The sequence below is a fragment of the Cupriavidus sp. MPR-AND1C genome, assembly GCF_058809705.1.
Map to the genome: position 1 here is coordinate 39032 of NZ_JBXASU010000042.1, position 25362 is coordinate 64393.

Annotated in this window: 20 protein-coding genes, 1 pseudogene and 1 riboswitch; of the genes and pseudogenes, 10 read left to right on the forward strand and 11 right to left on the reverse strand. The window is 66.3% G+C overall.

Going from position 1 to position 25362, the window contains the following annotated elements:
- Positions 1-12: 12 nt before the first annotated feature.
- Positions 13-714, reverse strand: a complete 702-nt coding sequence (locus AC1RWI_RS21790) for an HAD family hydrolase (protein WP_052495144.1) — start codon at positions 712-714, stop codon at positions 13-15.
- Between the two features lie 133 nt (positions 715-847).
- Here AC1RWI_RS21790 and AC1RWI_RS21795 point away from each other — a divergent pair, with 133 nt between their 5' ends.
- A complete protein-coding gene (locus tag AC1RWI_RS21795; protein ID WP_043356295.1) occupies positions 848-1777 on the forward strand; it encodes a LysR family transcriptional regulator in 930 nt (309 codons plus the stop codon).
- A gap of 34 nt (positions 1778-1811) precedes the next feature.
- Here AC1RWI_RS21795 and AC1RWI_RS21800 read toward each other — a convergent pair whose 3' ends face one another.
- Positions 1812-3788 carry an alkyl/aryl-sulfatase gene (locus AC1RWI_RS21800; RefSeq protein WP_492868690.1) on the reverse strand — a complete coding sequence of 659 codons (1977 nt, stop codon included), beginning with the start codon at positions 3786-3788 and terminating at the stop codon, positions 1812-1814.
- A gap of 100 nt (positions 3789-3888) precedes the next feature.
- Between AC1RWI_RS21800 and AC1RWI_RS21805 the strand changes: the two genes are divergently transcribed.
- The 6 genes from AC1RWI_RS21805 to AC1RWI_RS21830 all read left to right on the forward strand — a co-directional run bounded on the left by AC1RWI_RS21805 (position 3889) and on the right by AC1RWI_RS21830 (position 12785).
- Positions 3889-4779, forward strand: coding sequence for a LysR family transcriptional regulator (locus tag AC1RWI_RS21805; RefSeq protein WP_492868692.1), 891 nt, complete (start codon positions 3889-3891; stop codon positions 4777-4779).
- Positions 4780-5190: 411 nt separating this feature from the next.
- Complete coding sequence (locus AC1RWI_RS21810) at positions 5191-5670, forward strand: cobalt-zinc-cadmium resistance protein (RefSeq protein ID WP_492868694.1); 480 nt, start codon at positions 5191-5193, stop codon at positions 5668-5670.
- Between the two features lie 202 nt (positions 5671-5872).
- Entirely contained in the window at positions 5873-7135 is a 1263-nt protein-coding gene (locus AC1RWI_RS21815; protein ID WP_492868718.1) for a TolC family protein, read from the forward strand.
- A gap of 2 nt (positions 7136-7137) precedes the next feature.
- Positions 7138-8298: an efflux RND transporter periplasmic adaptor subunit gene (locus AC1RWI_RS21820; protein WP_492868696.1), complete on the forward strand. Its 1161-nt coding sequence runs from the start codon at positions 7138-7140 to the stop codon at positions 8296-8298.
- A 6-nt stretch (positions 8299-8304) separates the two neighbouring features.
- On the forward strand, positions 8305-11442 hold the full coding sequence (locus AC1RWI_RS21825; protein ID WP_492868698.1) for an efflux RND transporter permease subunit: 3138 nt from the start codon (positions 8305-8307) through the stop codon (positions 11440-11442).
- Between the two features lie 239 nt (positions 11443-11681).
- On the forward strand, positions 11682-12785 hold the full coding sequence (locus AC1RWI_RS21830; RefSeq protein WP_043356283.1) for a helix-turn-helix domain-containing protein: 1104 nt from the start codon (positions 11682-11684) through the stop codon (positions 12783-12785).
- A 147-nt stretch (positions 12786-12932) separates the two neighbouring features.
- Here AC1RWI_RS21830 and AC1RWI_RS21835 read toward each other — a convergent pair whose 3' ends face one another.
- Both AC1RWI_RS21835 and AC1RWI_RS21840 read right to left on the reverse strand, forming a co-directional pair.
- Positions 12933-13433, reverse strand: a complete 501-nt coding sequence (locus tag AC1RWI_RS21835; RefSeq protein WP_492868700.1) for a hypothetical protein — start codon at positions 13431-13433, stop codon at positions 12933-12935.
- A 19-nt stretch (positions 13434-13452) separates the two neighbouring features.
- Positions 13453-15111, reverse strand: a complete 1659-nt coding sequence (locus AC1RWI_RS21840; RefSeq protein ID WP_492868702.1) for a S8 family serine peptidase — start codon at positions 15109-15111, stop codon at positions 13453-13455.
- A gap of 641 nt (positions 15112-15752) precedes the next feature.
- Between AC1RWI_RS21840 and AC1RWI_RS21845 the strand changes: the two genes are divergently transcribed.
- Complete coding sequence (locus AC1RWI_RS21845) at positions 15753-16082, forward strand: alpha/beta fold hydrolase (RefSeq protein WP_492868704.1); 330 nt, start codon at positions 15753-15755, stop codon at positions 16080-16082.
- A gap of 66 nt (positions 16083-16148) precedes the next feature.
- On the opposite strand, the gene AC1RWI_RS21850 is transcribed toward AC1RWI_RS21845, so the two are convergent.
- Positions 16149-17870 carry a dipeptidase gene (locus AC1RWI_RS21850; protein WP_492868706.1) on the reverse strand — a complete coding sequence of 574 codons (1722 nt, stop codon included), beginning with the start codon at positions 17868-17870 and terminating at the stop codon, positions 16149-16151.
- A gap of 155 nt (positions 17871-18025) precedes the next feature.
- Positions 18026-18760 (reverse strand): XpsR family transcriptional regulator, encoded by a 735-nt coding sequence (locus AC1RWI_RS21855; RefSeq protein ID WP_492868708.1) that lies wholly within the window; start codon positions 18758-18760, stop codon positions 18026-18028.
- Positions 18761-19809: 1049 nt separating this feature from the next.
- On the opposite strand from AC1RWI_RS21855, the gene AC1RWI_RS21860 reads away from it, so the two are divergent.
- Complete coding sequence (locus AC1RWI_RS21860; RefSeq protein ID WP_492868710.1) at positions 19810-20886, forward strand: MBL fold metallo-hydrolase; 1077 nt, start codon at positions 19810-19812, stop codon at positions 20884-20886.
- A gap of 61 nt (positions 20887-20947) precedes the next feature.
- Here AC1RWI_RS21860 and AC1RWI_RS21865 read toward each other — a convergent pair whose 3' ends face one another.
- From AC1RWI_RS21865 to AC1RWI_RS21880, 4 genes are all read right to left on the reverse strand, one after another.
- Positions 20948-21352, reverse strand: coding sequence for a cupin domain-containing protein (locus AC1RWI_RS21865; protein ID WP_492868711.1), 405 nt, complete (start codon positions 21350-21352; stop codon positions 20948-20950).
- A gap of 93 nt (positions 21353-21445) precedes the next feature.
- Positions 21446-22261 (reverse strand): AraC family transcriptional regulator, encoded by an 816-nt coding sequence (locus tag AC1RWI_RS21870; protein WP_492868713.1) that lies wholly within the window; start codon positions 22259-22261, stop codon positions 21446-21448.
- Positions 22262-22388: 127 nt separating this feature from the next.
- Entirely contained in the window at positions 22389-23015 is a 627-nt protein-coding gene (locus AC1RWI_RS21875; RefSeq protein ID WP_043356268.1) for a trimeric intracellular cation channel family protein, read from the reverse strand.
- Positions 23016-23160: 145 nt separating this feature from the next.
- Positions 23161-23745, reverse strand: coding sequence for a TMEM165/GDT1 family protein (locus tag AC1RWI_RS21880; RefSeq protein ID WP_043356266.1), 585 nt, complete (start codon positions 23743-23745; stop codon positions 23161-23163).
- A gap of 9 nt (positions 23746-23754) precedes the next feature.
- Positions 23755-23942: riboswitch (yybP-ykoY riboswitch) on the reverse strand.
- Between the two features lie 118 nt (positions 23943-24060).
- On the opposite strand from AC1RWI_RS21880, the pseudogene AC1RWI_RS21885 reads away from it, so the two are divergent.
- Positions 24061-24252, forward strand: a pseudogene (locus AC1RWI_RS21885) (NADAR domain-containing protein); the annotation flags it as partial.
- Positions 24253-24322: 70 nt separating this feature from the next.
- Here the strand turns inward: AC1RWI_RS21885 and AC1RWI_RS21890 are convergent.
- Positions 24323-25327, reverse strand: a complete 1005-nt coding sequence (locus tag AC1RWI_RS21890) for a Bug family tripartite tricarboxylate transporter substrate binding protein (RefSeq protein ID WP_492868720.1) — start codon at positions 25325-25327, stop codon at positions 24323-24325.
- Positions 25328-25362: the final 35 nt, after the last annotated feature.

Genomic DNA, 25362 nt, shown 5'->3' on the forward strand with positions numbered 1-25362 from the left:
GAGCGTGATCGGTCAGTCCAGCAACTGGACGTTGGCCTGCAGCCGGGTTGGGGTAGCCGCATGAAAGGACCGCAGCCAGGGCAGCGCGGGCTCCAGCGTGGCGGACTCCGCATCGGGCACTGGCGCGCCGGCGGGCAGCGCCAGGCCGACCCGGTTATGCCAGTAGGTGCGCAGCCCCACGGCCGAGGTGCCGAACATGTCGTAGCCCGAGCCCGCGACAAACGCTGCATCCGTTGCCTGCACGCCCAGTTGCTCCAGCGCGAGCTGGTAGGGGCGCGGATCCGGCTTGTAGAAGCCCGCTTGCTCGGAGGTGACCACGACATCCCAGTCGATCTCCAGCAAGTCCGCGGCGCGCCGCCCCAGCCGCTCGGAGCAGTTCGTGACCACCGCCAGGCGGCAATGCGGGCGCAGGGCGCGCAGCAGCTCCCGTGCACCGTCCCACGCGGGGAGCTTGTCCCAGCCTGCGTCGAGCGCCTGCGGCGCGCTGGCGGGCAGGCCCACGTGGCTGGCCGCCTCGCGCACCAGTTGCTCGTAGGGAACGTAGGCGCCGCAGCCGTAGGTGCGCTTCAGGTACTCCGCGCGCCAGGCCCGGCCTTGCGCCTGCGAACCGGCGGCGGCGTTCCATACGGTCCAGGAATCCAGCAGCGCGGTGAGCAGGTCGAACAGCACGGCGCGTGGCCAGGCAGGGGCAGGCGATTGGTCGATGATTTCCATACATTCCTTTTTTGTGTGGGCGGGACAGCAGAGCGGCGGGCCAGCAGAGCTGTGGAACAACAGGCCCTCAGTGTAGGAAGTAGTACGTGGTCCATGGTTAAATGCCGGAACATCAATCGTTAAGCTGAAGTGAATGATCCAGATCGAAGACCTGCGGCTGGTCGAGGCGCTGGCGCAGGCCCCGTCCCTGAGCGCAGCCGCCCGCGCGCTCAATGTGACGCCGCCAGCGCTGTCCATGCGCCTGCGCAAGCTGGAGGCCACGCTGGGCCTGGCGCTGGCCACCCGCACCGCCCGGCGCCTGAGCCTCACGCCCGAGGGCGAGCGCTTTGCGCAGGAAGGCGCGGCGCTGCTGGCGCAGCTCGAGGCGCTGCCCGAGTCGTTCCGCCGGGAAGACAGCCGCCTGACGGGCACGCTGCGCGTCGCCGCCCCCTTCGGCTATGGCCGGCACCACGTGGCGCCGGTGCTCGCGCGCTTTGCGCAGTGCCATCCCGGTTTGCGCCTGCAGCTGGATCTGCGCGAGGTGCCCTGGCCGGACAAGCATGACTCGGACGCGGTGGTGCATATCGGCGCCGTGCGGGACTCATCCTGGATTGCCCGCACGCTCGCCCCCAATGCACGCTGGCTGTGCGCAAGCCCGGCTTACCTGCGCGCCCACGGCACGCCGCAAGAGCCGCGCGACTTGCTGGGGCACGCGTGCATCTGCATTCGCGAGAACGACGAGGACGTGACGCTGTGGCGTTTTCGCCGGGCGGGTTCCGGCACCGCGCGGCGGCCATCGGCCCGCGAGACGCTGCGCGTTGTCCCGGCCTTTACGACCAACGACGGCAGCGTGGCGCGCCAGTGGGCGGAACAGGGGCTTGGCCTGGTGCTGCGCTCGGAGTGGGATACGGCGGATGCGGTGGCGCGCGGCACGCTGGTCCGGGTGTTGGCCGGCTGGGAGTTCGACAGCGCGCCGGTGACCCTGCTGGTACCCACGCGGAGGGGCCGCACGGCGCGGGTACAGGCACTGATGCAGTTTTTCGAGGCGGCCCTGGGCAAGCCAGGGCCGCCCCCGCCGCGCTGAAAGCCCTCGCCGGTGACGTGCCGCCCGTCCCCCCTCAGGGTGCGGCTTGTGGCGTCACAATGCTGAAGTACCCGTCAAACGTATCCAGCATGCCGAACAGCGACACCACCGCTTGCGGGCTGCCGTCAATGTGGATGCTGCCATCGCGGATCGCGTCCGGCAGCGTCAGTTGCTTCAGGCTGATGCGGTCGAGCGTGGCCTTGTCCAGCGTGATGGTTGCCGTGGCCTGCGCGGCTTGCGCGTCGGCCAGGTAGGTCAGGGCGCTGTTGCGCAGCGTCATGGCGTAGCGCTCCTGCAGGTCGGTGAAGTTCCAGTTCAGCGTCATGGCCTTGCCGGCGGCCTTGTCCGCATTCAGGCGCACCGCCAGGTAGTCGAAGAAGTGCGGCACGGTCAGCGCGCGCACCAGGTCGGGCGACGTCGTGCCGCCGGGCGCGCCCCGCCTGATGCCGTTGCGCAGTTCCTGCGCGCCGGTCAGGTAGGCATTGCGCCAGGTCGCGTTTTCGGCCTGGTAGCCAAGCTGCTCCAGCGCATCGGCCTGTAGCGTGCGGGCCGCGGTGTTGTCCGGCTCGGCAAAGACCAGCTCGTTGCCGATCTGCGCCACCCAGCGGTACTCGCCGCGGGCGTAGGCTTCGCGCGCCTTGGCCAGGACAGCGTCCGCGCCGCCCATCCATTCGATCGTCTTCTTCGCGCTCTGCACCGGCGGCAATGGGTTCAGGTGGGCAGGGTTGCCATCGTAGAACCCGAGGTAGCGCTGGTACACGGCGCGCACGTTGTGGCTGACCGAGCCGTAGTAGTCGCGTGCATACCATTTGCTGGCCAGCGGCTCGGGCAGCTTGCGCAGCGTGTCGGCAATATCCGTGGGCGTGAGGCCATGGTTCATCAGGCGCAGCGTCTGGTCGTTCAGGTAGGCGTACATGTCGCGCTGGTCCGACAGGAACTCGTTGATGCGCGCCTTGCCCCAGGTGGGCCAGTGGTGCTGGGCGATCAGGATGTCGCTGCGCTCGCCGTAGCGGGCCAGCGCCTGGCCGATATAGAACGACCAGGCCTTGGCATCGCGCACCTGCGCGCCGCGGATGGTCAGGATGTTGTGCTGGGTGCGGGCAGCGTTCTCCGCGATGCACAGCGTGCGCAGCTGCGGGAAGTAGAGGTTCATCTCGGCCGGCGCCTCGGTGCCGGGCGTGAGCTGGAACTCGATGTCGATGCCATCGATGCGGCGGGTGTCGATGGTCTTGTCGATGAGATCGGTGGGCGCCAGCAGCGTGACCGTGCCGCGCGAGGTGGCCTTGCCCAGGCCCGCGTCGACTTGCCCGGTCGCGCTGCGGGGCAGGGTGGTGCCGTACATATATTGCGCGCGCCGGCTCATGGCGTTGCCCGCCAGCACGTTCTCGCTGATGGCCTCTTCCATGAAGCCCGCCGGCGCGATCACCGCCACCTTGCCGGCCTTCACGTCGGCTTCGTCGACGATGCCCTTGGCGCCGCCGAAATGGTCGACGTGGCTGTGCGTGTAGATCACGGCGACCACCGGCTTGCGCGGCCGGTGCGCATAGTACAGCGCCAGCGCCGCGCGCGCGGTCTCGGCGGTGATCAGCGGGTCCATCACGATGATGCCGGTGTCGCCTTCGATGATGTTCATGTTCGACAGGTCGGCCCCGCGCACCTGATAGAGGCGGTCGGTGACCTTGAACAGGCCGGCTTCATTGTTCAACTGCGCGAGCCGCCACAGGCTCGGGTTTACCGTGGCCGGCGCGGCATCGGCGTGCTCGAAGGCGTAGGCGTTGAAGTCCCATGCCACGCGGCCGTCCGCGCCGCGGATGGTGCCTTCGGGGAAGCGGGCCACCAGGCCGCGGTGCGCATCCTCGAAATCCTGCCGGTCGCCAAAGGGCAGTGCCTGCAGCCACGCCGCATTGGCTTGCACGGTGACGGGCGAGGCAGGCGCGCTGGCCGTCTGGGCGGTGGCGCACTGGAAGGCAACAAGCGCCAGGATGGCGGGGAGGGTACGGCGAAGGGGCATGGCAAGGCTCGGTGACACGAAGAGGACGTCTATTGGAGTCCACCGCCACCTATAATTCAATTGCAAGTTTTTTATCTCAGCGATGCAAGGAGCGCATGTCTTGAACCTGAAACGGCTGGAGCACCTGATCGCGGTGGCCGAAGAGGGCTCGCTGGCGGGGGCCGCCCGCCGCGTGCACCTGAGCCAGCCCGCGCTGACCCGCAGCATCCAGGCGCTGGAGGCCGAGGCCGGCATGCCGCTGTTCGATCGCGGCCCGCGCGGCGTGGCGCTGACCGCGGCCGGGCGCATGGTGGCGGAGCGGGCACGGCGGATCCTGTTCGAGACGCGTTGCCTGGCGCGCGATCTCGCGCTGGTGCAGCAGCATGAGATCGGCAGCGTGCAGATGGGGATGGGGCCGTTTCCCGCCGCTATCCTGCTGCCCGGCGTGCTGTGCGCCCTCAACCGGGACTGGCCGAAGCTGCGGGTGAAGGCCGAGGTCAACAGCGCCCCGGCGCTGCTCGCCGCCCTGCACGCGGAGACGCTGGATTTTCTGGTTGCCGAGCGCCGTACCATGCCAGCGGCGGCAGAGCTGGAAGTCCGGCGCCTGCGGCCCGAGCCATCGGGCTGGTTTGCGCGCCCGGGCCATCCCCTTGCGGGCGAGCGTGTCACGCCGGCGCAATTGCGCGAGGCTACCCTGGTGTCCGTGCCGTTGCCGGATCATGGCCATGACCAGTTGCGCAGGCTGCTTGGCTGCCGGCCGGGCGAGAGCCTGCCGTTTCAGGTGCAGAGCAATGATCTTCATGCGCTCAAGCATCTGGCGTGCCAATCCGATGTGGTGCTGCTGGCGCCCGCGCGGGCGCTCAGGGCGGAGCTGGAGAGCGGCGCGCTGGTGCCGCTGGCGCTGGCAAGCACGGTCTCCATGGCCATGGACTTTGTCGTCGTGCACCTGGCGCAGCGCACGCTGTCGCCGGCGGCGCAAAGGGCGGTGGCAGCCGTGCTGGCCGCCGCTTGATGGGCGCGCCAGCGCCAATCGAAAGCCAACTAAACGCAGCTTTATTTGCGTAAATATTATTTTTTTTAACATTTCCGGCGGCTGCGAGGCGCAGCCAGACGGGAAACCCACATAGCCGCCACCGCCATCCCTTGCGGCAGTCCCCGCCGGGATGCGGATGGGCTTCAGCCCGGTGAAGCCGGCCAGGGCGCCGCCCCCCTTGGCGCCGTCGCAGCCCAGCCCGCGCGCAAGCAACTTTTGTCAGGCTCGGCCGGAACGCACCGGCCCTTTGGCGGTCTATGACTTACATCCGCGTTACAATGCTGTGGTGCACCATCGGCGGCGGGTGGCTGATTTATCACCCTCCGCGCTGGTTTGGCCCTTGTTGCTCTACCCCGATTTTCGCTACCCTGATTCGCGCTATCCCGGTTCATGCGATCCCTGCTGCTCCTGATCACCGTTTTGTGCTTGTCTGCGCTGTCCTTCGGGGCAGCGGCGAACACGCACGCCGGTATATTGGGGTCTGCGGGGTCTGCGGGGTCTGCGGGGCCTGCATCTGATCCCGTTCGCGCCGAACGCCTGATTGCCGAAGCGGCGTTCTCCCGCACCCTCGACGAACTGGACGGCGGTGCCGGCCTGGAGCGCGTCGTGGCGCCGGGCGACGATGGCCTGGCGGGTGAAGCGATGGCGGCAGCGGCGGTGGAGGGCGACCCTCCCGGCTACTGCGAGATCTGGTCCGCCGACTTGCTCGACCCTCTCGACATGCTCGACGAGATTGAAGAATCCAGCGCGCTCTTCGCGCTGCCCACCGTGCGTGTTTCGTTGCCCCCCAACGAGATCGCGCAACCGCTGCCCGCACGCCCGGATCCATTGCCCGCGGCGTTCTTCAAGCCCCCCATCTCCCTGATCTGACAGTCCTGGCAACCCGGGCGCGCACCTTGCGCGCCGGGGCTGCGTTCCTATTGCCTGGGCGCCTTGGCCCGATCGCGTCCGCGATCGCTGGCTGACCGTTGGCGCGCGCTTTTCGCGTGCGCCGGCGGCGGGCGCGCAGCCGTTTCGCCTGCCCCCATTCGTCATGCAGATCAAACAGATCAAACAAATCACCATGTTTTCCATGGTGGCGTTGCTGTCGCTCGGAGCCTTGCCGGCTCTCGCGGCGGAAACGTTCACCTTGCCGCAACTGCTGTCCCTTTCGCAGTCCACCAACAAAGGCGTGGAGGCGGCGCAGGCCGGCGTGGATGCCGCCAGCGCCGCCGTGACCAGCGCGCGCGCCTATCCCAACCCGCAGGTCGAGGTGATGTACGGCCGTCTGTCGCCGCGCACTTCCGGTGTGACCGGTGGCGCCGCGCCGACCATGGCCATCACCCAGAAGCTGGACTATCCGCAGCAGCGCAAGCTGCGCGCCGAGATCGCCGGGCGCAGCCTGGAGGCCACCGAAGCCGGCCGCCAGGCATTCCGCGCGGACCTGGCGGCGCGGGTCAAGACGTCGTACTTCGACGTGCTACGGCGCGAGATGGAGCTGGCCGCCGCCAAGGAAGACCTGGCCATGATGCGGCAGATCCAGGACCGCGCCCGGCTGCGGGTGGAGGTGGGCGAAGCCCCGCGCTATGAGCTGATCAAGGCCGAGACCGAGTTGCTGAGCGCGCAGAAGACGCTGCAAAGTGCCCAGCTGCGCGTCAACCAGGCCAAGGCGGCGCTGCGCCAGCAAGTGGGCGGCGCCATGCCGGCGGCCTATTCGCTGTCCGGCAGCCTGAGCCAGCCCCCCGCGCTGCCGGCCCTGCCGGTGCTGCGCGACACCTTGGCCGGCGCCAACGCCGAGCTGACCCAGCGCCGCCTGGAAGCGGACCGGGCCAGCCTGGCCGTGGACTACCAGCGCTCGCTGCACCTGCCCGAGCTGGCGGTGCGCGCCAGCGCCGAGCGCCAGCCGGACAACACGGTCTCGCAGGTTGGCCTGGTCCTCACCATCCCGTTGTGGGACCGCCGCAGCGGCCCGGTGGGCGAGGCGGCCGCGCAGGCGATCCAGGCCCGCACGGCGCTGGAGGCCCGCGAGTTCGAGCTCACGCAGGAGCTGGAATCGGCTTACCGCCAGTACGAGATCACGCAGTCGCAGGTAAGCGCGCTGGAAGGCGGCATCGTGCGCCAGGCCGAATCCGCGCTGGCGGTGGCCGAGTCGGCGTATCGCTTCGGCGAGCGCGGCATCCTGGACTACCTCGATGCCCAGCGCGTGCTGCGCGGCGCGCGCAGCGATCTGATTGCCGCGCAGTTCGAGCTGCAGGCCGCCACCATCCAGATCGAGAAGCTGCTGTCCAGCGTGCCCGGGCAGACCGCGGCGCCCACGGCACCCTCGGCCCCCACGGCAACTACGGAAACCAAATAAGCATGCGCCCCCATTTTCTACTTACCCTGACGGCAACCGCAGCCCTGCTGTTTTCCCTCGCTGGCTGCTCCGATGAACCCGCACCGGCCGCCGAGCCGCCCAGGCAGCCGCCCGGCGTGGTCAAGCCGGAACAGACGCTGCAAAAAACCCTGAAGGTGGCCGCGGTGGCTGCCAGCCCGTTCAGCGAAGTGCTGCGCGTGTCCGGACGCATCGATTTCGACGAGCAGCGCGTGGCGCGCATTGGCGCCAGCGTGACTGGCCGCGTGACGGATCTCTACGGCATCCTGGGCCAGGAGGTCAAGGCGGGCCAGGTGCTCGCCCGCCTGCATAGCAGCGAGCTGGGCGCGGCCCAGATGGCCTTCCTCAAGGCCGAGGCGCAGACCGAGCTGCAGGCCCGCAACGCCGAGCGCGCGCGCCAGTTGTTCGCCGCCGACGTGATCGGCCGCGGCGAGCTGCAACGCCGCGAGAGCGAGCTGGCCATTTCCTCGGCCGAGATGCGCGCCTATCGCGACCAGCTGCGCGTGCTTGGCATGTCGGCCGCCGCGGTGGCGCAACTGGCCAAGAGCGGCAGCATCGATTCCTACTCGCCGGTGTTCTCCAGCATCAGCGGCACCGTGGTGGAGCGCAACGTCGCGCAAGGCCAGGTGGTGCAGCCGGCCGATGCGCTCTACACCGTGGCCGACCTGTCGCGTGTGTGGGTGGTGGCGGAAGTGCCCGAGCAGCAGGCCGCGCTGGTGGCCGAGGGCCAGAGCGTGGACATCGAGGTGCCGTCCCTCGGCAACGGCGCGGGCCAGAAGCAGATCACCGGCAAGCTCATCTACGTGGGCCGCACCGTGAATCCGCAAACGCGCACCGTGCTGGTCCGCACCGAGCTGGATAACCGCGAAGGGCGCCTGAAGCCGGCCATGCTGGCCAGCATGCTGATTGCCAGCGCCGCGTCCGAGCAACTGGTGATCCCGGAGTCCGCCATCGTGCGCGACGGCAACGACGAGCTGGTCTACGTGGAGCAGCCCGGCGGCCTGTACCGCCAGGTCAAGGTCAAGCTGGGCGCCGAGAGCGACGGCATGCGCGTGGTGCAAAGCGGGGTGAAAGCGGGCGAGCGCATCGTGGTGGATGGCGCCTTCCACCTCGATAACGAGCGCAAGCGCCTGGAACAGGGGTAATCGATCATGCTGAAATCCCTTGTGGAAGCCGCCATCAAGCAGCGGCTGGTGGTTTGCGTGCTGGCGGTGGTGCTGTTCTTCTTTGGCCTGCGCGCGGCAACCAAACTGTCGGTGGATGCCTTCCCCGACGTCACCAACGTACAGGTGCAGATCGCCACCGAAGCCACCGGCCGCTCGCCGGAGGAAGTGGAGCGCTTTGTCACCGTGCCGGTGGAAATGGCCATGACCGGGCTGCCCGGCCTGGAAGAAATGCGTTCGCTCAACAAGGCGGGCCTGTCGCTGATCACGCTGGTGTTTACCGATGCGACGGACGTCTACTTTGCGCGGCAACTGGTGATGGAGCGCCTGATCGAGGTGGCCGGCCGCATGCCCGAGGGCGTGACGCCGGTGCTCGGCCCGGTCTCCACCGGCCTGGGCGAGGTCTACCAGTACACGCTGGACCGCGCCGACGACGGCAACCGCGCGCTCACGGCCGAGGAACTCTCCGAGCGCCGCATCGCGCAGGACTGGGTGGTGCGCCCGCTGTTGCGCTCGATCCCGGGCGTAGCGGAAATCAACTCGCAGGGCGGCTTCGTGCGGCAATACCAGGTGCTGGTCAACCCGGACCGCATGCGGCACTACCAGGTCACGCTGCAGCAGGTCTACCAGTCGCTCGCGCGCAATAACGCCAACTCTGGCGGTGGCGTGCTGCCGCACTACGCCGAGCAGTACCTGATCCGCGGCGTGGGCCTGGCCCGGGGCGTGGAGGATATCGGCAGCATCGTGCTCAAGGAGGTCGCGGGCACGCCGGTCTATGTGCGGGATGTGGCCAACGTGACCATCGGCCATGAAGTACGGCAGGGCGCGCTGGTCAAGAACGGCCAGACCGAGTCGGTCGGCGGCATCGTGATGATGATGCGCGGCGGCAACGCCAAGGAAGTGGTGAGCCGCGTCAAGGCCCGCGTGGCCGAGATCAACGAGCGCGGCATGCTGCCGGGCAAGCTGCAGATCGTGCCGTACTACGACCGCAGCGAGCTGGTGGACTCCGCGCTGTGGACGGTCACCAAGGTGCTGCTCGAAGGCGTGGTGCTGGTGGTGATCGTGCTGTTCCTGTTCCTGGGGGATGTGCGCTCGTCCGTCATCGTGCTGGCCACGCTGGTGCTGACACCGCTGATGACCTTCATGGTGATGAACCAGGTGGGCTTGTCGGCCAACCTGATGTCGCTGGGGGGGCTGGCCATCGCCATCGGCTTGATGGTGGATGGCTCGGTGGTGGTGGTGGAGAACGCGTTCGAGCGGCTCGGCCATCGCGACAAGAGCGGCATGAGCGGCATGAGCGGCATGAGCAAGACCGAGATCCTGGTCAAGGCGGTGCAGGAAGTGGCCACGCCCGTGATCGTCGGCGTGGGCATCATCATCCTGGTGTTCCTGCCGCTGATGACGCTGACCGGCATGGAAGGCAAGATGTTCGCGCCGCTGGCGTTCACCATCTCGATCGCGCTGGCGATCTCGCTGTTCCTGTCGCTCACGCTCTCGCCGGTGTTGTCGTCCTACCTGCTCAAGGGCGGCGCGGAGCACGATACCTGGCTGATCGCCTTCATGAAGCGCCATTACCTGCGCATGCTGCACTGGGCGCTGAACCATAGCCGCAAGACCGTGATTGGCGCGGTGGTGGCGTTCATGGCCACCGTGGCCATCGTGCCGCTGCTGGGCACCTCCTTTATCCCCGAGATGAAGGAAGGCTCGATCGTGCCGGCGCTGGACCGCGTGCCCAACATCTCGCTGGAGGAGTCGGTCAAGCTCGAGATGGAAGCCAACAAGCTGGTGCTGTCGGTGCCCGGCGTGAAGTCGGTGGTGTCCGGCGTGGGCCGCGGCGAAAGCCCGGCCGACCCGCAGGGCCAGAACGAATCGACGCCGATTGCCAGCCTGAAGGACCGCGACGAGTGGCCCGACGGCTGGACCCAGGACGATATCGCCAACGCCATCCGCGAGAAGCTCAAGGCCATTCCCGGTGTGCAGATCGTGATGGCACAGCCGATTTCCGACCGCGTCGACGAGATGGTCAGCGGCGTGCGCTCGGACGTGGCGGTGAAGGTGTTCGGCGACGACCTCGACAAGCTGCGCGACCTGGCCGGCGAGATCGCGCGGGTTGCCGGCGGCATCCCGGGCTCGCAGGACATCCGCATCGAGCGGATCTCCGGGCAGCAATACCTGTCGATCGAGATCGATCGCCAGGCCATCGCGCGTTACGGGCTCAATGCCTCCGACATCCACGACATCATCGAGATCGCCATCGGCGGCAAGCGCGCCACGGACATCTTCGAAGGCGAGCGCCGCTTTGCCGCAGCGGTGCGCCTGCCCGAGGCGTTCCGCGACAACGTGCAGGCCATCCGCCAGTTGCTGGTGGCCACGCCCAACGGCGCCCAGGTGCCGCTGCAAAGCGTGGCCAGGATCGAGGTCACCGACGGCCCCGCGCAAATCAGCCGCGAAATGGCCAAGCGCCGCGTGGTGGTCATGATCAACGTAAAGGACCGCGACCTCGGCGGCTTCGTCGCCGAGCTGCAGCAGGCCGCGCAAGCCAAGGTCAAGCTGCCGGAAGGCTACTACCTGGAGTGGGGCGGCCAGTTCCAGAACATGGAACGCGCCATGGGCCACCTGAAGATCATCGTGCCGGTGACCATTGCCGCGATCTTCTTCCTGCTGTTCCTGCTGTTCAACTCCGTGCGCTTTGCCACGCTGATCATCACCGTGCTGCCGTTTGCCTCCATCGGCGGCATCATCGGCCTGTTCGTCACCGGCGAGTACCTGTCGGTGCCGGCCTCGGTGGGCTTTATCGCCCTGTGGGGCATGGCCGTGCTCAACGGCGTGGTGCTGGTGTCGTACATCCGCACGCTGCGCGACTCCGGCTTGTCGCTGGACCAGGCCGTGATCCAGGGCGCGACCCAGCGATTCCGCCCGGTGATGATGACAGCCACCATTGCCATGCTCGGGCTGGTGCCTTTCCTGTTCTCCACCGGCCCGGGCTCCGAAGTGCAGCGCCCGCTGGCGGTGGTGGTGATCGGCGGGCTGATCACCTCGACCCTGCTGACACTGGTGATGGTGCCGACGTTGTATCGCTGGTTCGATAACCGCAAGCCGGACCCGATGAAGGACGTGCCGGTGTAACGCCCGGACATCGCCCAGTCAGGCAACGCCCCACGCGGTCCCGGTGGGGAGTTTTTCTTTGGGGCAAGCCGCCGCGCTAACGCATGGCCTCATCGATTCGATATCATGTCCCTCTCCCGCCATGCGGGAGAGGGGAGCTACGGCAGCGCTGGATCTGGCCCAGCGATGCATCGACCCACACGAAAGTCGGATGAATCAAAAAAGAAGGAAATCGCGTGGCAGGCCCAGCATCAGCACAGATGGCGGCAGAACCCGAAACCGGGGCGCAGGCAGACGGCGCGGCAGCGGCGCCGCCGCAAGTGCATGTCCGGCTTGATGGGCAGGCACTTCCCGACGCCGGCGAACTCTGGCGCGCAGCGCTATCGCCGCTCTTTGACGTCGAGATTGGCGCCGCACCTGACGCTTTCTCGGCCGAGTTGACGGGTGTCCATCTGGGCGACAGCCTGATCGCCCGTGTCGGGGGCTCGGTGGCGCATCGCTTCAAGCGGGGCAGCGTCGAGATCCGGCGCAGCAATATCGACCACATCCTGATCCAGCTTTACGTCACGGGCGGCGTTCGGGGCGAGTATGGCAACCGGCCGTTCCATGCGAGCGAGGGATCGATCAGCCTGCTCGACCTGGGGCGGACGTTGGATAGCCGTACGCCGGCGTTTTCGAACATCACCCTCACCGTGCCGCGCGACCGCCTTCCCGCCGCGCTGAGGAGCTGCAACCTGCACGGCACCGTGCTGGATGCCGGCCAGGGTTCCACACGCTTGCTGGCGTCTCACCTGTCGCAACTCATGCTGGCCGGCGCCAGCCTGACAGCGCAGGAGATGGCCGCATCGGTCACTGCGGCGCTGATCATGCTGGAGGGCAGCGGCGCCAGGCTGCGCGATAGCGAGCCCGACGTGCAAACGGCGGCGCGCCGCAGCATGCGCAAGCTGGTACGGCGCCATATCGAACAACATCTGGCCACGGAAGCGCTCTCGCCGGAGCAGGTTGCCAGCGTCTTCCGCCTGTCGCGAGCCAGCCTCTACCGGCTGTTCGAGAGCGACGGCGGCGTGAACGCCTACATCCAGGGCAGGCGGCTGGATCGCTGCTTCGATGAACTCGCCCGATCCAAGGGCAGCGGGCTCAGTATCGCCGAGCTGGCATATCGTTACGGCTATTCCAACGAGAGCACGTTCAGCCGCGCCTTTCGCCGCCGTTTCAGCCTGAGTCCGCGGGCGGTGCGCGCGCTCGCGGAGCGTCCCCGCAACAACTGGCCAGCGGCGTCGGCCAACAGCAGCGAAGCCGCCACCATCAACGAATGGCTGGAGAGCCTCCGTAGCGAATTCACGGCCATCGGTGCCGGCGCCTGACTGCAAGGCTTCAGCCCTCGATGTCGATTACCTGCCCGCCGCACTGCATGTAGCACGCCAGGCAAGCACCGTGACAACGGCAGGGCCCAGGCCAGCCGGGGTCTTCAAACGCGGCAAGAAGGGATGGCTCCGGCCGCGAAGGCCGGCTCAGCGCACCTTGGGCTTGCCATACCGGATCGGGACATCGACCGCTGCCCCCGGCGCAAGCAGCGTCTTGAGCTGCTCCCTGGCGCTGACCGCATCCTGGAACGAAGCGAACGTCAACTGGCTGATGCGCATGTGGTCGAAGTACTGGACCCCGATCGCGGCGTGGCTTAGCTTGCCGACCATCTGCTGGACTTCCTGGGTCGATACTTGCGAAACAACCACCTCGTTGCGGCTTTCGCCCACAACACCGCGATCGTTGACGACCAGCGTCACGGCACTGCCCGCGGCTCCCGCGTTCTTCGCCGTGGCCGAGGCAGAGGCCGGCAGCGTCTGGAGCGACTGGCTGCCAAGGCGAACGACCGTGGTGCCCGCAAGGCTCTTCCATTGCGCGGGCGACAGCTGTTGCCCAGCCTCATAAGTCGATGCGCCTGCGTAGCACAGCGTGGTGGCCAGCGCCGCGACGCCGCACAGCAAGACCCTGAAGGACAAATTCATTTTCATCATCATTCTCCTCGCCCCGTTATTTCGCGGCAATCACACGGTATTCAACAGCCAAGGGCTTGCTGAGCTTGACGCTGACGCCATCGGCTTGCGGCTGGAAACTGCTGCACGTGCCCGGCGCAGCGGTGGCCGGCATCGCGCTGACCGCATACACCTCCCAATTCCCGGCGGCGTTCTCGCCGTGGAATGCATAGCTGCCTAGCCCGTAGCTTTTCACTTCCGGAACGCCCGTGCTGTAGTAGCTGTTGTATGGAACAGCGAGAGCGGAAATGGTCCCGGAGGGCGATTTGACAAAGACGCCAACGCTGCCGACGCAGATGGAGCCGCTCAGTCTCAGTTGCAGGGCATCCACCTTGTCATTGCCGCCGACCGTGAACTGCCCCAGTTTCTGGACCGAGCCGTACTTGAGCTGAGCGCTATCGGCGAACGCCTTGGTGAAGTCGCCAATGGCCAGGGTTGCCGGCTTGTAGGCACTATATGCCTTCGCCAGCCTGACTGCGGCCGCGGCGTCCGCCAGGCCGAATCCGTACCAGTTCGAGTAATAGTTGCCCGCGGCATTCTTTTGCCAGCCCAGGTCCAGCCGTGCCGTTTGGCTGCCATCGACGAGGCTGGCATCTTCGCTGGCGGTGAATGTCCCCTGCTTCAGGTCAAGCCGGAGATTCCGGTTGTTGCGCGAGCCATAGTCCGGATCGATTCTCCTGGCGGTGACGCGAAGAATCTCGCGCACGTCCCGCCACGTCAGGTTTGGATTTGCCGCCAGCATCAGTGAAACCACCCCTGAAATGGTCGGGGTGGCGGCCGAGGTGCCATTCATGCTGGCATAGTCGCAGTGCGGGTTATCTTTCTTGTTGGTTGCGCTTCCGCCAATGCTGAATGCGTTGGTGAGTTCCAGGAAGTTGCGGCTATAGCCTCTCGCGCAAGAGGTCAGGTCGGTCGAGAAGATCATCGGGCCGGAGCCGAGCTCCCCGTATTGCCCCCCGTTTCCGAATTCACCGCCAAGCCCGGTGATCCAGTTGACCGCCCCGGCGTTGGAGTAGCTTGACTTGATGCCCTTGGCGTTGGCCGCGCCGACCAGGATGACGCCCGGCTCCAGCGCCTCTGTGTCGTTCGCGGGATTCTCGCAACTGATGACGCCGCTTATCCCATCGATACTGGGGCAGAACCTGGGATTGTCGCCGCCGGTGTCGTTGTACTCATTGCCTGAGGCCTTCACCATGACCAGGCCCCTGCCGCTTCTCAGGTTCGGAAAGGCCCTGATGACGGAACTGCTCCCGGATTCGGTGTCGTACTCGTCCGGCACCTCGGGATTGCCTCCGTACGATGCATTGATGATGTGGGCATTCCTGGACCAGTCGGCGCCGCCGTAGGCCTGCAAGATACTAGCATTCGCGGTGCCGATGAAACGCGCGCCGCCCAGGGTGGCGCGCGGCGCAATGCCAATCACACCTTTCCCGTTCTGCGCCGCGCTGATGATGCCGGCGACATGGGTGCCATGGGCCTGCGCGATGTTGTTGGGAATATCGGCCGGCGTGGGGTTGTTGGTGCCGTCGTCAAAGTTGTAAGTCATTGACGTGTTCACATTGGCGGCCAGGTCCTCATTGTGGATATCGACGCCGTCGTCGAGCACCAGGACATTGACGCCCTGGCCTTTGATGCCCGCGGCATGCACGTCTTCCACATTGAGATCGGTGACGCCATCCGCGATCCCGGAGAAAGACTTGAAGTAGCTGGCGGCTTGCCTGAGCGCCCATTGGTAGATGTAGAGCGGCTCCGTGGCCCCGGTCTGGCAGGCGAACTTCGCATCCACGCCGGTTTCGGCGCAGGTGGACGCGAGGGGCGCCGGCGTGGGCGTGGGCGCGGCGGGCGTCTGAGCGTTCGCGGCCGTGTTCTCTGGATTGTCGCCCCCGCATGCCGAGAGCGCTGCGGCGGCCAGGAGTGTCAGCGATATGAATGTCGTCCTACTTTTCAGCATGAGATTTCCCGCCTTCAATATTGTGTTTTCAGTACGTCGCCATGGCACGAACCGGGCGCATCCCGCAGGAACTGCCTGGTGTCGGCAAGCTGCGCTGCCGGGCTGCTATCGAGAACCTTTGGGGCGGCCTGGTCGTGCGGCCAGGTGCCGGCAAGCGAGTCGTGCTTGCCATCGAAGGCCGCGTGCCACTCCGGCCCGGGGCCGCGCTCTTGCTGGAGGGGTGGCGCGTACCACGAACCGGCGCCAATTTTTGCAGAGTTATCGCTTCGCCACTTGACGCTGCGTCTCACAAAAACTGACGTTCTGTCTCACGCGGACGTTCCTGTCCCGGAGCGCGTGGCAGGGATTTGGCTGAGGAACTGCAACCCGGACATGCATCCGGATCCGGCTGGCGTACTTGCGGGGCGGCGCTGTTCGCCCGCCAGTCGGACGCCACCCTGACACGACGGGATCATTGGGGCACGCTTGCGTCGGTGGAGGTCCCGGCGCGATGGATCTGGGGGGCGGCGGATACAATCGTGCCGGCTGAAGTCGGCCGGCGAATCGCCGGTGTCTTGCCTGATGCCCGGTATGAAGTGCTTCCCGGTTGCGGGCACTTCCCGTCCATGGAGCATCCCGAGGCGACTACGGCGATCGCTCGGGAATGGCTATTGGACAGGTTTCGCGGCCGCAATTAACGCAACGCAACGCAACGCAACGCAACGCAACGCAACGCAACGCAACGCAACGCGGCCGCCACAGCCTCACTGCATCGTCTTCAGGTCCCCGATGCGGATCAGCATTTCCGTGAACATCTGCATGTCCAGGTCCAGGTCGGCGACTTCCTTGTACTCCTTGGCGTTGTGCGCGGTGTACTTCTTGCCCGGCATGGCGGGGCCGAAGTTGATGGCATTCGGCATCAGCTTGGCGGTGGTGCTGCCGGCGGTGGGCACGGGCTTGGCTTCGAGTCCCGTGGTGTCGCCGAAGATGTTGAGCAGCGTGGACAGCCACGCGCCTTTGGGGTCGCGTGCCATCCAGTCGCCCTGGTCGTGGCTGATGGTCACCGTTGCGTGGTTGGCGGCAGCCCAGGCGTCGATCTTGTCGGCCACGGCCTTGGACAGTGCTTGCGGCGTGTTGCCGCGCGGCATGCGCACGTTGGTGGTGACTTCCAGCCGGCCATCTTTTTCCTGGACGAGGTTGGGCGACAGGGTGAGCGGGCCCATGAAGTCGTCCTTGTAGGCCACGCCCATCTTCTCGCCGAGGTAGCCGGTGCCATACAGGTCGTCGAGGTACTTTGCTGCGCGGGCGTAGTGGTTGTCGGCCAGCGCGATGCCGGATTCGCGCAGGAATAGCGTCAGGCGCGGCAGGGGATTCACGCCTTCCTCGGGCCGGGAGCCGTGGGCCGAACTGCCGGTGACCTTGACCTCCAGGCTGTCGGCGCGCTGGGTGATATCGATGGCGAACTTGCCCTGCGGCGCGTACTTCTCGATAAAGGCGGCGCGTGCGGCTTCAAGCCGGGCGCGGGCCGCGTTCAGGTCGCCGCCCTTGAGTTGCGCGCTCGCGGTCTGCGGCACGGCGTTGGCCGAGGCCGCGCCGCTCATGCCGACGATGGCGGTGGCGTCGCCGTCGGTGGCCTGCACGGGGAAGAACACCTTCAGGCTGCCGGAGCCTTTCTCGGCCACCACGGCGGGGTATTTGCTGTCGAGCACGATGTTGTACTCGGGCAGCTTGGTGTGCTGCCGGTAGTACTTCATGCCGTCGCCGCCCGTTTCCTCGGTGGTCTCGATCATCAGCCGGATGGTGCGGTTGAGCTTCAGCCCGCTTTCCTTCACGGTTTTCATCGCGTACAGCACGGTGGCAATCGAGCCTTTGTCGTCGATGGTGCCGCGGCCGTACAGAAAATCGCCCACGCGCGTGACCTTGAACGGATCGAGCCTGGTGCCGTCGTCCAACACCCATTCATCCGCCACGGCAGGGACCACGTCGGCGTGGGTGAGCAAGCCGAATTCTTCCTTGCCGGTGCCCGGCAGCGTGACTTCGAACACGCGATTGTCCACGTTGCGGAAAGTCAGGCCGAAGTCCTTGGCCATGCCCTCCACCAGGTTGCCGAAGGCGATGATGGCGGGGTTCTCGTGCTGCGGGATCTTGTCGTCGCGCACGGTGCGCAAAGCCACCATGCGCTCGATGGCGCCGATCACCGCCTGGTGGTTGTGAATGCGGTTATAGAGGCCCAGCAGGCGCCCGATATTGGTCAGGTCGTCGCCGCGCAGCGAGGCGTGCTTTTGATAGGCGGCGACACTGCCTGCCAGCGAGGGATCGGCCTTGGCCGCGGCACGCAGGAAGGCGTTGAAATCGGCTGGCGGGCTGGCCTGCGCGGCGGCGGCTAGCGCGTCGAGGCCAGGCTTCTTCAGCGTGTCCGCGACGGCGGGCTGCCCCGCGGCCAGCGTGAGCAGGGCCAGCGAGGCGAGCAAGGTCGAGCGTTTCATGGGCAGGGCTCCCAAAAACGCAGGATGTTCGCATGAGTTGGCCGGCCGGTGCAAATCCCGCCGGGCATGCGATAGCCTCGGCGTGCTATTTCCTGTCGACCATGTACTTCACGCCGGCTCCTTGCGCCCGGCCGGCTGAACAGTGCCCCTGGCGGCTACGTCGCCTGGGGCACGCAATCGGCTAGGTGTTGTCGCGCTGGCCTTGGGTCAGGTTGATGATGCCGTTGGGCAGGATATCCGCCGCCAGGCAGTCCGCGGGATGCACTCTCGGCCAACAGCGCACTCAGGCTCTCCGGCAACCCGCCCCGACCGAGTGCCGCCGCGCAAGGGTGATCGAAGTCGCTCGGCGCCAGGCTGGCGCCGAGCAGCTTGCCGAACGCGTTGAGCTGCACGTCGGAGGTCAGCCCCGCGCTGCCCGCGAGTGCGGGGCAAATGATCCACGTGGTGCCATCTCGCTTGTAGATCTGCAGCAGCCTTACCTGGTCTGCAGGCTGCAGTTGCCGCTCTTCACATGTGACCTCTTCGAGCTCGAATGCGCGTGCGAAGTCGTCCGCCTGGCGATAGCCGATGCAGACGACCACCTTGGGCCGCCAGTGCGCGCAGAGCGAGCGCAGGAAGCGGAAGCGCCCGCCATGCCGGCACAGGTCGAGGTAACGCTCCTTGGGCACGAGTTCGGACTGGCCGCGGAACACCTTGGACCAGGGTGTCAGGCCATCGAGCATGAGAGGCAAGGGAAACAGGTTCAGCTTGAATTGCGCGCCGTCGGGTGCGTAGAGCTCGTCCCGGTAGTACGCTTTCCAGTCATTGTCATCCAGCCGGATATCGAGCGCTTGCGCGCGCGCCGCGGCCATGATGCGGGCAATGCGCTGGTGGTTCAGCCATTTGCCCATGTCTTCCCGATGCTTCGCGCGAAACGCCGCATCCCATGCCGGTGGCTCCGTGCGCGGACGTAACGGCCCGGCCAGGCGCTCGTACCAGGGATGCGGGCTTCTGTCGCAGATCCAGAGACTGGCCCTGGGGTTTCCGCCTTCCATCCCTACGTACGAGGCAAAGTAATTGTCCAGTTCCTGACGCGTGAATACCCCTGTGTGCTGCACTTTTTGCCCCTTGCCTTCTGGTGGGACCCCGTTTCACTGATTCCACAACGTGCCGCCCGGCGCTTGCAGCGCCGCGTGTGCCGCGTGGTTATTTGATGTGTCCGGCAGGTCGGCTACACGGTGCGGTGGTTCCCTATCCCGCGCCGGTTGCGGCCTCGCTCGTTGTTTTTTATACGGTGCTGGCAACTGAGAATCGCCCGTTCATGCCTGTGGGCCTTAGCTGTTCATATCCGAGTTACTTCCCACGGTAAATCGATATGAAATGAATAAAATGCTAAATATTCAATTGTTGCGTTGCACTATATCTGAGATTATTTGTGATATGCATTTCAATATTTTAATGTCTGACATAAAAACGGTCGAATGCCAGGTATTACGGGGCACCTATTATTTTCATCCCCTCTGATGAGGGGATTGGTTTTGTGAAACCCCCCCGGATTGACACGTCCTGGCCCTTCAATTGGAGAGAGAAAACAGGAAAAGGGGGGTGTAGGCCGGGGAGATCGCCTACACCCTCAAGGAATGGCAACAACAGGGTCGATCGAGTTGCCGTTGGTAAGTGTGCTGCAGCACAGCAATTTCAGTACCCTTCTGAAGGGGTGAATGCCAGCCGGCGGAGCAAGAAGCTGGTGCCGGTTGCGGCCACGCGGCGGAAGTTCCTGTTGCCCCAGGGGTGTCAGCAATTCAGGGCACGCTTCGCGCTGCGCGAACGGCCGGACCTCGGTAGAATCTCCCACGGCGCCGCACGCAAGGGTGCGCAGCCTTGCCCCATGCCGGTGCAGTATCCTGCACGCACCGCGTCGCGCCCGGCATGTCCGCACGGACCCAAGGAAAACAACAACATGAGCGACGAGAGTCTGACCCCCCCGCCCGAGACCGAGAGCAAGCCTGTTCTCGACTACCCCTGCGGAGAAGCGCCGGCGCCAGGCAGCGCGGTTGAGGTCGCGCCGGGTGTGCTGTGGATCCGCATGCCAATGCCATTCGCGCTGAGCCATATCAACCTGTGGGCGGTGCGTGACGGCAAGGGTTGGGCAGGGGTTGACGCCGGTTTGCAAACCAGCGAAACCGCCGCCGCCTGGCGCGATCTCTTCGCGCAGGGCGGGGCGCTGGCGGACGGGCTTACCCGGCTCTTCGTCACCCACATGCATCCCGACCATATCGGCATGGCCGGCTGGCTGACCCGCAAGTTTGCCTGCCGCCTGTGGATGACCCGGCTGGAGTACCTGAACTGCCGCGTGCTCGCGGCGGACACCGGGCGCGAGGCGCCGGAAGACGGCGTGCGCTTTTATCGCCGCGCAGGCTGGGACGACAATGCCATCGAGGCCTACCGCGTACGCTTTGGCGGTTTCGGCAAGTACGTCCATGCCTTGCCCGACAGCTACCGGCGCTTGCGCGACGGCGAGAGCCTGACGATCGGCGAGCACCAGTGGCGGGTCGTGGTTGGCAACGGCCACTCGCCCGAACACGCCTGCCTCTATAACGAGGCGTTGAAGATACTGATCAGCGGCGACCAGATCCTGCCGCGCATCTCGTCCAATGTGTCGGTCTTCCCGACCGAGCCCGATGCCGATCCGATGGGCGACTGGCTGGCCTCGCTCGCCAAGCTGCGCCGGGAAGTCCCGGACGACGTACTGGTGCTGCCGGCACACAACGAGCCCTTCCGTGGCTTGCACGCGCGTATCGACTATCTGGCGCGCAGCCAGCACCACGCGCTGGACCGGCTGCGCGCCGCGCTGGCCGAGCCCCGGCGGGCGGTGGACGTCTTCGGCGAGCTATTCTCCCGCCCCATCGGCGCCGAGCCCGGGCTGCTCGGCATGGCAACTGGCGAGAGCATTGCCCACCTGAACTATCTCGTGCAGCGGGAAGAAGCCGTGATGGAGGTGGGCCCGGACGGCATCGCACGTTATCGCAAGGCCTGAGCGCCGGGAGCGCAGGGAGCACAGGGAGCACAGGGAGCACAGGGCGGGCAGGGCGGGGCGGTCAGATCCAGACGTCGTTGACCGCCGTGCGCTCGCCCCCCTCGTCGCCGGTATTCAGTACGCCCCGGGGCTCGATCAACAGCAGCTTTACCTCCGTCTCGGCAAAAGGCTTGTGCTCCACGCCCTTGGGCACCACGAACATCTCGCCTGCCGATAGCCGCACGTGCCCGTCGCGAAAATCGATGCGCAGCGCGCCTTCCAGCACGATGAACGCCTCATCAGTCTCGGCATGCTGGTGCCAGAGAAATTCGCCTTCGATCTTGACCAGCTTGAACTGGTAGTCGTTCATCTCGGCGATGACTTTCGGCGTCCAGCGCTCATGGATCAAGCCGAGCTTCTGCGCGAAGTTCACGCTTTTGTATTCTCCGGGCGCTTTGTGCGGGGCGCTTGCCAGATCGTGTTGCATGGTGTGTATCTCCTTGCGTTGTCGAGAACGCTCACGTTAGCAAGGCCCGCGGGCGAAATCTTGTACGATCGTGCAAGCTGTCGGCCGGCGCCCTCAGCGCAGCCTTTGCTGCATCTTTACCCAGCGTGCCGGCGGCATGCCATAGGCCTTGCCGAAGTGACGCGTCATGTGGCTCTGATCGGTGAAGCCCGCGGCCAGCGCGGCATCGGCCAGCGACTGGCCCCGCATCAGCAGCGAGCGGACCAGGTCAAGCCGGCGCATCGTCAGGTAGCGGTAAGGGCTGGTGCCGAACAGCAAGCGGAAGTCCCGCGACAGGCTCCAGCGATCGCGCCCGCTGCACGCTTCCAGCTCACTCAAGGTGACCGTGCGGTGCAGCGCGCCGTGAATGAATCCCCGCGCCATCTCCGCGGCCCGGTAGTCATAGCCCTGCTGCCTGGCGCGAGCGCCGGCCGCGGCGCTCAGCGCATGCGCGAGATCGAACAGCGCATCGTCCTCCTCCAGCGGATCGAGCGGGCACACCATGCTTTGCAGCAAGACGCCGGCCGCTTCGCACAGCCGCGCATCCGAGGACAGGCCGTTCTTGATAAAGGGCAGCGGCTTGCCGCCCAGCACCTGCTGGATCAACGCCGGCTCGATATACAACATCCGGTACTGGAAGCCAGCGTCGGTGCCGGCCTCGCCGTCATGGACCTCATCGGGATGCAGCACGATGGTCCCGCCAGGCACGCTGTTGCACTGCGCGCCACGATATTTGAAGCGCTGCACGCCCGACAGCGTCCGCCCGATGGCATAGGTGTCGTGGCGATGCGGATCGTAGCCATGCCCGGAAAAGAACGCCTCGATGCGTTCCATGCGGCCCGCTTGCGGCGCGCGCAAAACCCAGTCCTTCGGGGTGTCTTTCAACGGCATGATGCTTCATTCCTGGTTGCGGCCAGCCTTCAAGCCGGCCCATAAGCCGGCCCATAAGTCAGCCCTTGAGCTAGCCCTTGAGCTAGCCCTTGAGCTAGCCCTTGAGCTAGCCCTTGAGCCGGCACGATCACCAGACCGGCACCTTCGGCAGGTGCCAGTCATGTTGCACGGCAAGCAGCCGCAGCGCAAAGCAGCTGGCGCCGCCGGCCAGCGCAGCGACGGCCGGCGGCAGGCGCAGGGCCCGGGCACTCACCAATACCGCGGATCCCAGCCATGCCGCCGTGGCGTAGATGTCGGCGCTCAGCACGGTCGGCACCTGCGCCAGCAGCATGTCGCGCACCACGCCGCCGCCCACGCCGGTGAGTGTGCCCATCAGCGTCGCCACAAACGGGCGTACGCCGTAGTTTGTCGCCTTTTGCACGCCCGCCACGGCAAACAGCGCCAGGCCTGCCGCATCCAGCGCGATGATCAATGGGCCGGTAAACCCCTGCGCCGCCGCGTGAAACACGAACGCCGCGGTGCCAGCAAGAGAGGCAAGCGCGGGATAACGCCAGTCCCGGATCGCATTGGGCGGGGCCGCGCCGATCAGGAGGTCGCGGATGATGCCGCCGCCCACCGCGGTGACCAGCGCGACCACCAGCACCCCGAGCAGGTCCAGGCCATGCCGCATGCCGATGATGGCGCCCTCCACGGCAAACACGGTGGTGCCGGCAAGATCGGCTGCCAGCACGACGACTTCGGCTCTTGTTTTCATTAGGCTGGCAAGTTGGGCTTGGGACTCGAGGGCGGGACGGCTTCAGGGAGAATACTGCCCTCGGCGCAGTGGCGCCATAGGCGCATGCCAGCGCGCAAGCGCAAGCTGGCGAAGGCATGCGCGCTGACCGTGCCGTGCCGCTGGCTCAGATCCCCAGGTTCAGGCCAAAGCTCACCTTGAACAGGATCAGGATACCGAAGATGGCAAACAGCGCCGCGGCGACGAAGCGCATCTTGGACAGCGGGATGATGCGGGTCAGGCGTTCGCCCAGCAGGACCGCGGGCACGTTGGCCGCCATCATGCCGAGCGTGGTGCCGACCACGACCATGCCCAGGTTGGCATACTGCGCGCCTAGCGCAATGGTGGCGAACTGCGTCTTGTCGCCCATCTCGGCGAGGAAGAAGGCGACTACGGTAGTGGCGAAGGCGCCGGCGCGCTTGCCGTTGTTCCCTTCGTCGTCCAGCTTGTCGGGAATCAGCGCCCAGGCGGCAAAGGCCAGGAAGGCGATGCCCAGCACCCAGCGTGTCACATCCGGGCTGACGTGCGACGCGGCCCAGTCGCCCAAGGCGGCGGCAAAGAGGTGGTTGAAGATCGTTGCGACGAAAATGCCCGCAATGATGCTCCACTGCTTGCCAAGGAACCGGGAGGCCAGGAGAAAGGAAAGGAGCTGAGTCTTGTCGCCCATTTCAGCCAGGGCGACCATACCGAACGAAGCAATGAGTGCTTCCATGTGACATCCAAAGGGGGCCGGCAACAAACGAACCAATGACTTCGCTGCCCAGTGCCAGCCCCAGCTGGTGGACAGAAAAGTCAAAGGTCTCGCTGAGCCAATCAGGCCGCCGGCGCCATGGTTTTTTGTACCAAGTATGTTGACGTCGGCTCCTCCAGGGGGACTGGAGGCTAGCTACTCCCCTAAGACGGCGCAGATGATACCACAGGCTTGCGCTGGCGCGGATCGGGTGCCCCGGCGCTCCGGCGCTCAGTATGCCTTGCTCATGAACCCGCGCCTTGTGCCATTTGACGCACACCTTTGCCACGAACAAACCTCGCTGGCTACCTGCTCGGCACCGGGCGGCGCGTGCTGGTGGAGGCCAGCCCGGTGGACCGCATATGGGGCATCGGCCTGGCCGCTGACGATCCGCGCGCGGCCAATCCCGATCAATGGCGCGGGCCCAACCTGCTCGGATTTGCGCTGATGGCTGTGCGCGAGGCGCTCAGCGAAGGCGCGGCGCATTAGCGCGGGAGGAAGGCTCGGCGCAATCCGTCCCTTCCTCCGCCCCTTCCTCCGCCCCTTCCTCCGATCCTGGTCAGTCCTCGGCGACGAAGCCGGTAGCCTCCACAATCGGCTTCCAGGCGGCGCGCTCCAGCTGGATGCGGTGCCGCGCGTCCTGGCCAGGCCTGGCGGCCACTTCCAGCCCAAGGGCCTCCAGCTTGCCGGCGGTCGCGGCATTGCCGGAGGCGACGATGAACATCTTCTCGACCTTGGCGACAACATCCGGCTGGGTGCCGGCCGGCAGGAACGCGCCGTACCAGCTGGTGGCGTACTCATACTGGCTGAAGCCCTGTTCCTTCAGGGTCGGCACATCCGGCAGCGCCTTGGCGCGCCGCGTGCCGCTCACGCCCAGGAACTGCAGCTTGCCGCCCTTGTACAGCGGCATCATGCTGGCCACGGCATCCCAGCCGATCGACACCGTGCCGCTGATCACGTCGACCAGCATCGGGGACGCGCCGCGGTAGGCGGCCGGCGTGATGGCGATGCCGGCAGCCTTGCCCAGGGCTACCGTGCCGAGATGGCCGGCGCTGCCGATGGTCGCCAGGCCCAGGCTGGCGCCATTGGGATTGCGCCTGGCCCACTCCACGTACTCCCTCATGTTCTTGTACGGCTGCTGCACGCCCGCCGCGATCACGGTCGGCACGTCGGTCAGCACAGCCGCGGGCACCAGGTCCTTGTCCGCGTCGTAACCCAGCTTTTTGTAGGTCAGCGGGAAGATGGTGAACAGCGGCGACGGCCCGATGAAGATGGTCTTGCCATCCGGTTTGGCGCGCTTCACGTAGTCGAGCGCCAGGCGAGCCGATGCGCCGGGTTTGTTCTCCACGATGACGGTGCCATGCCCATCCTGGCGCAGTTGCTCGGCATAGATCCGGGCGAGGCTGTCGGCCGCGCCGCCGGGGGCGTAGCCGACGATGATGTGCATCGCGGCATCCGGGTTGTCCGCCGCGCTGGCCGGCCGGGGCAGGGCGAGGACAGCAACGGCGCAGGCCGACAGCGCCAGGGTGTGGATCACGAAGTTGCGGCGTAAAGCTTGGGTCATGGCGGATGCGGTGGCGAGGTCTATCGGTGATAAAG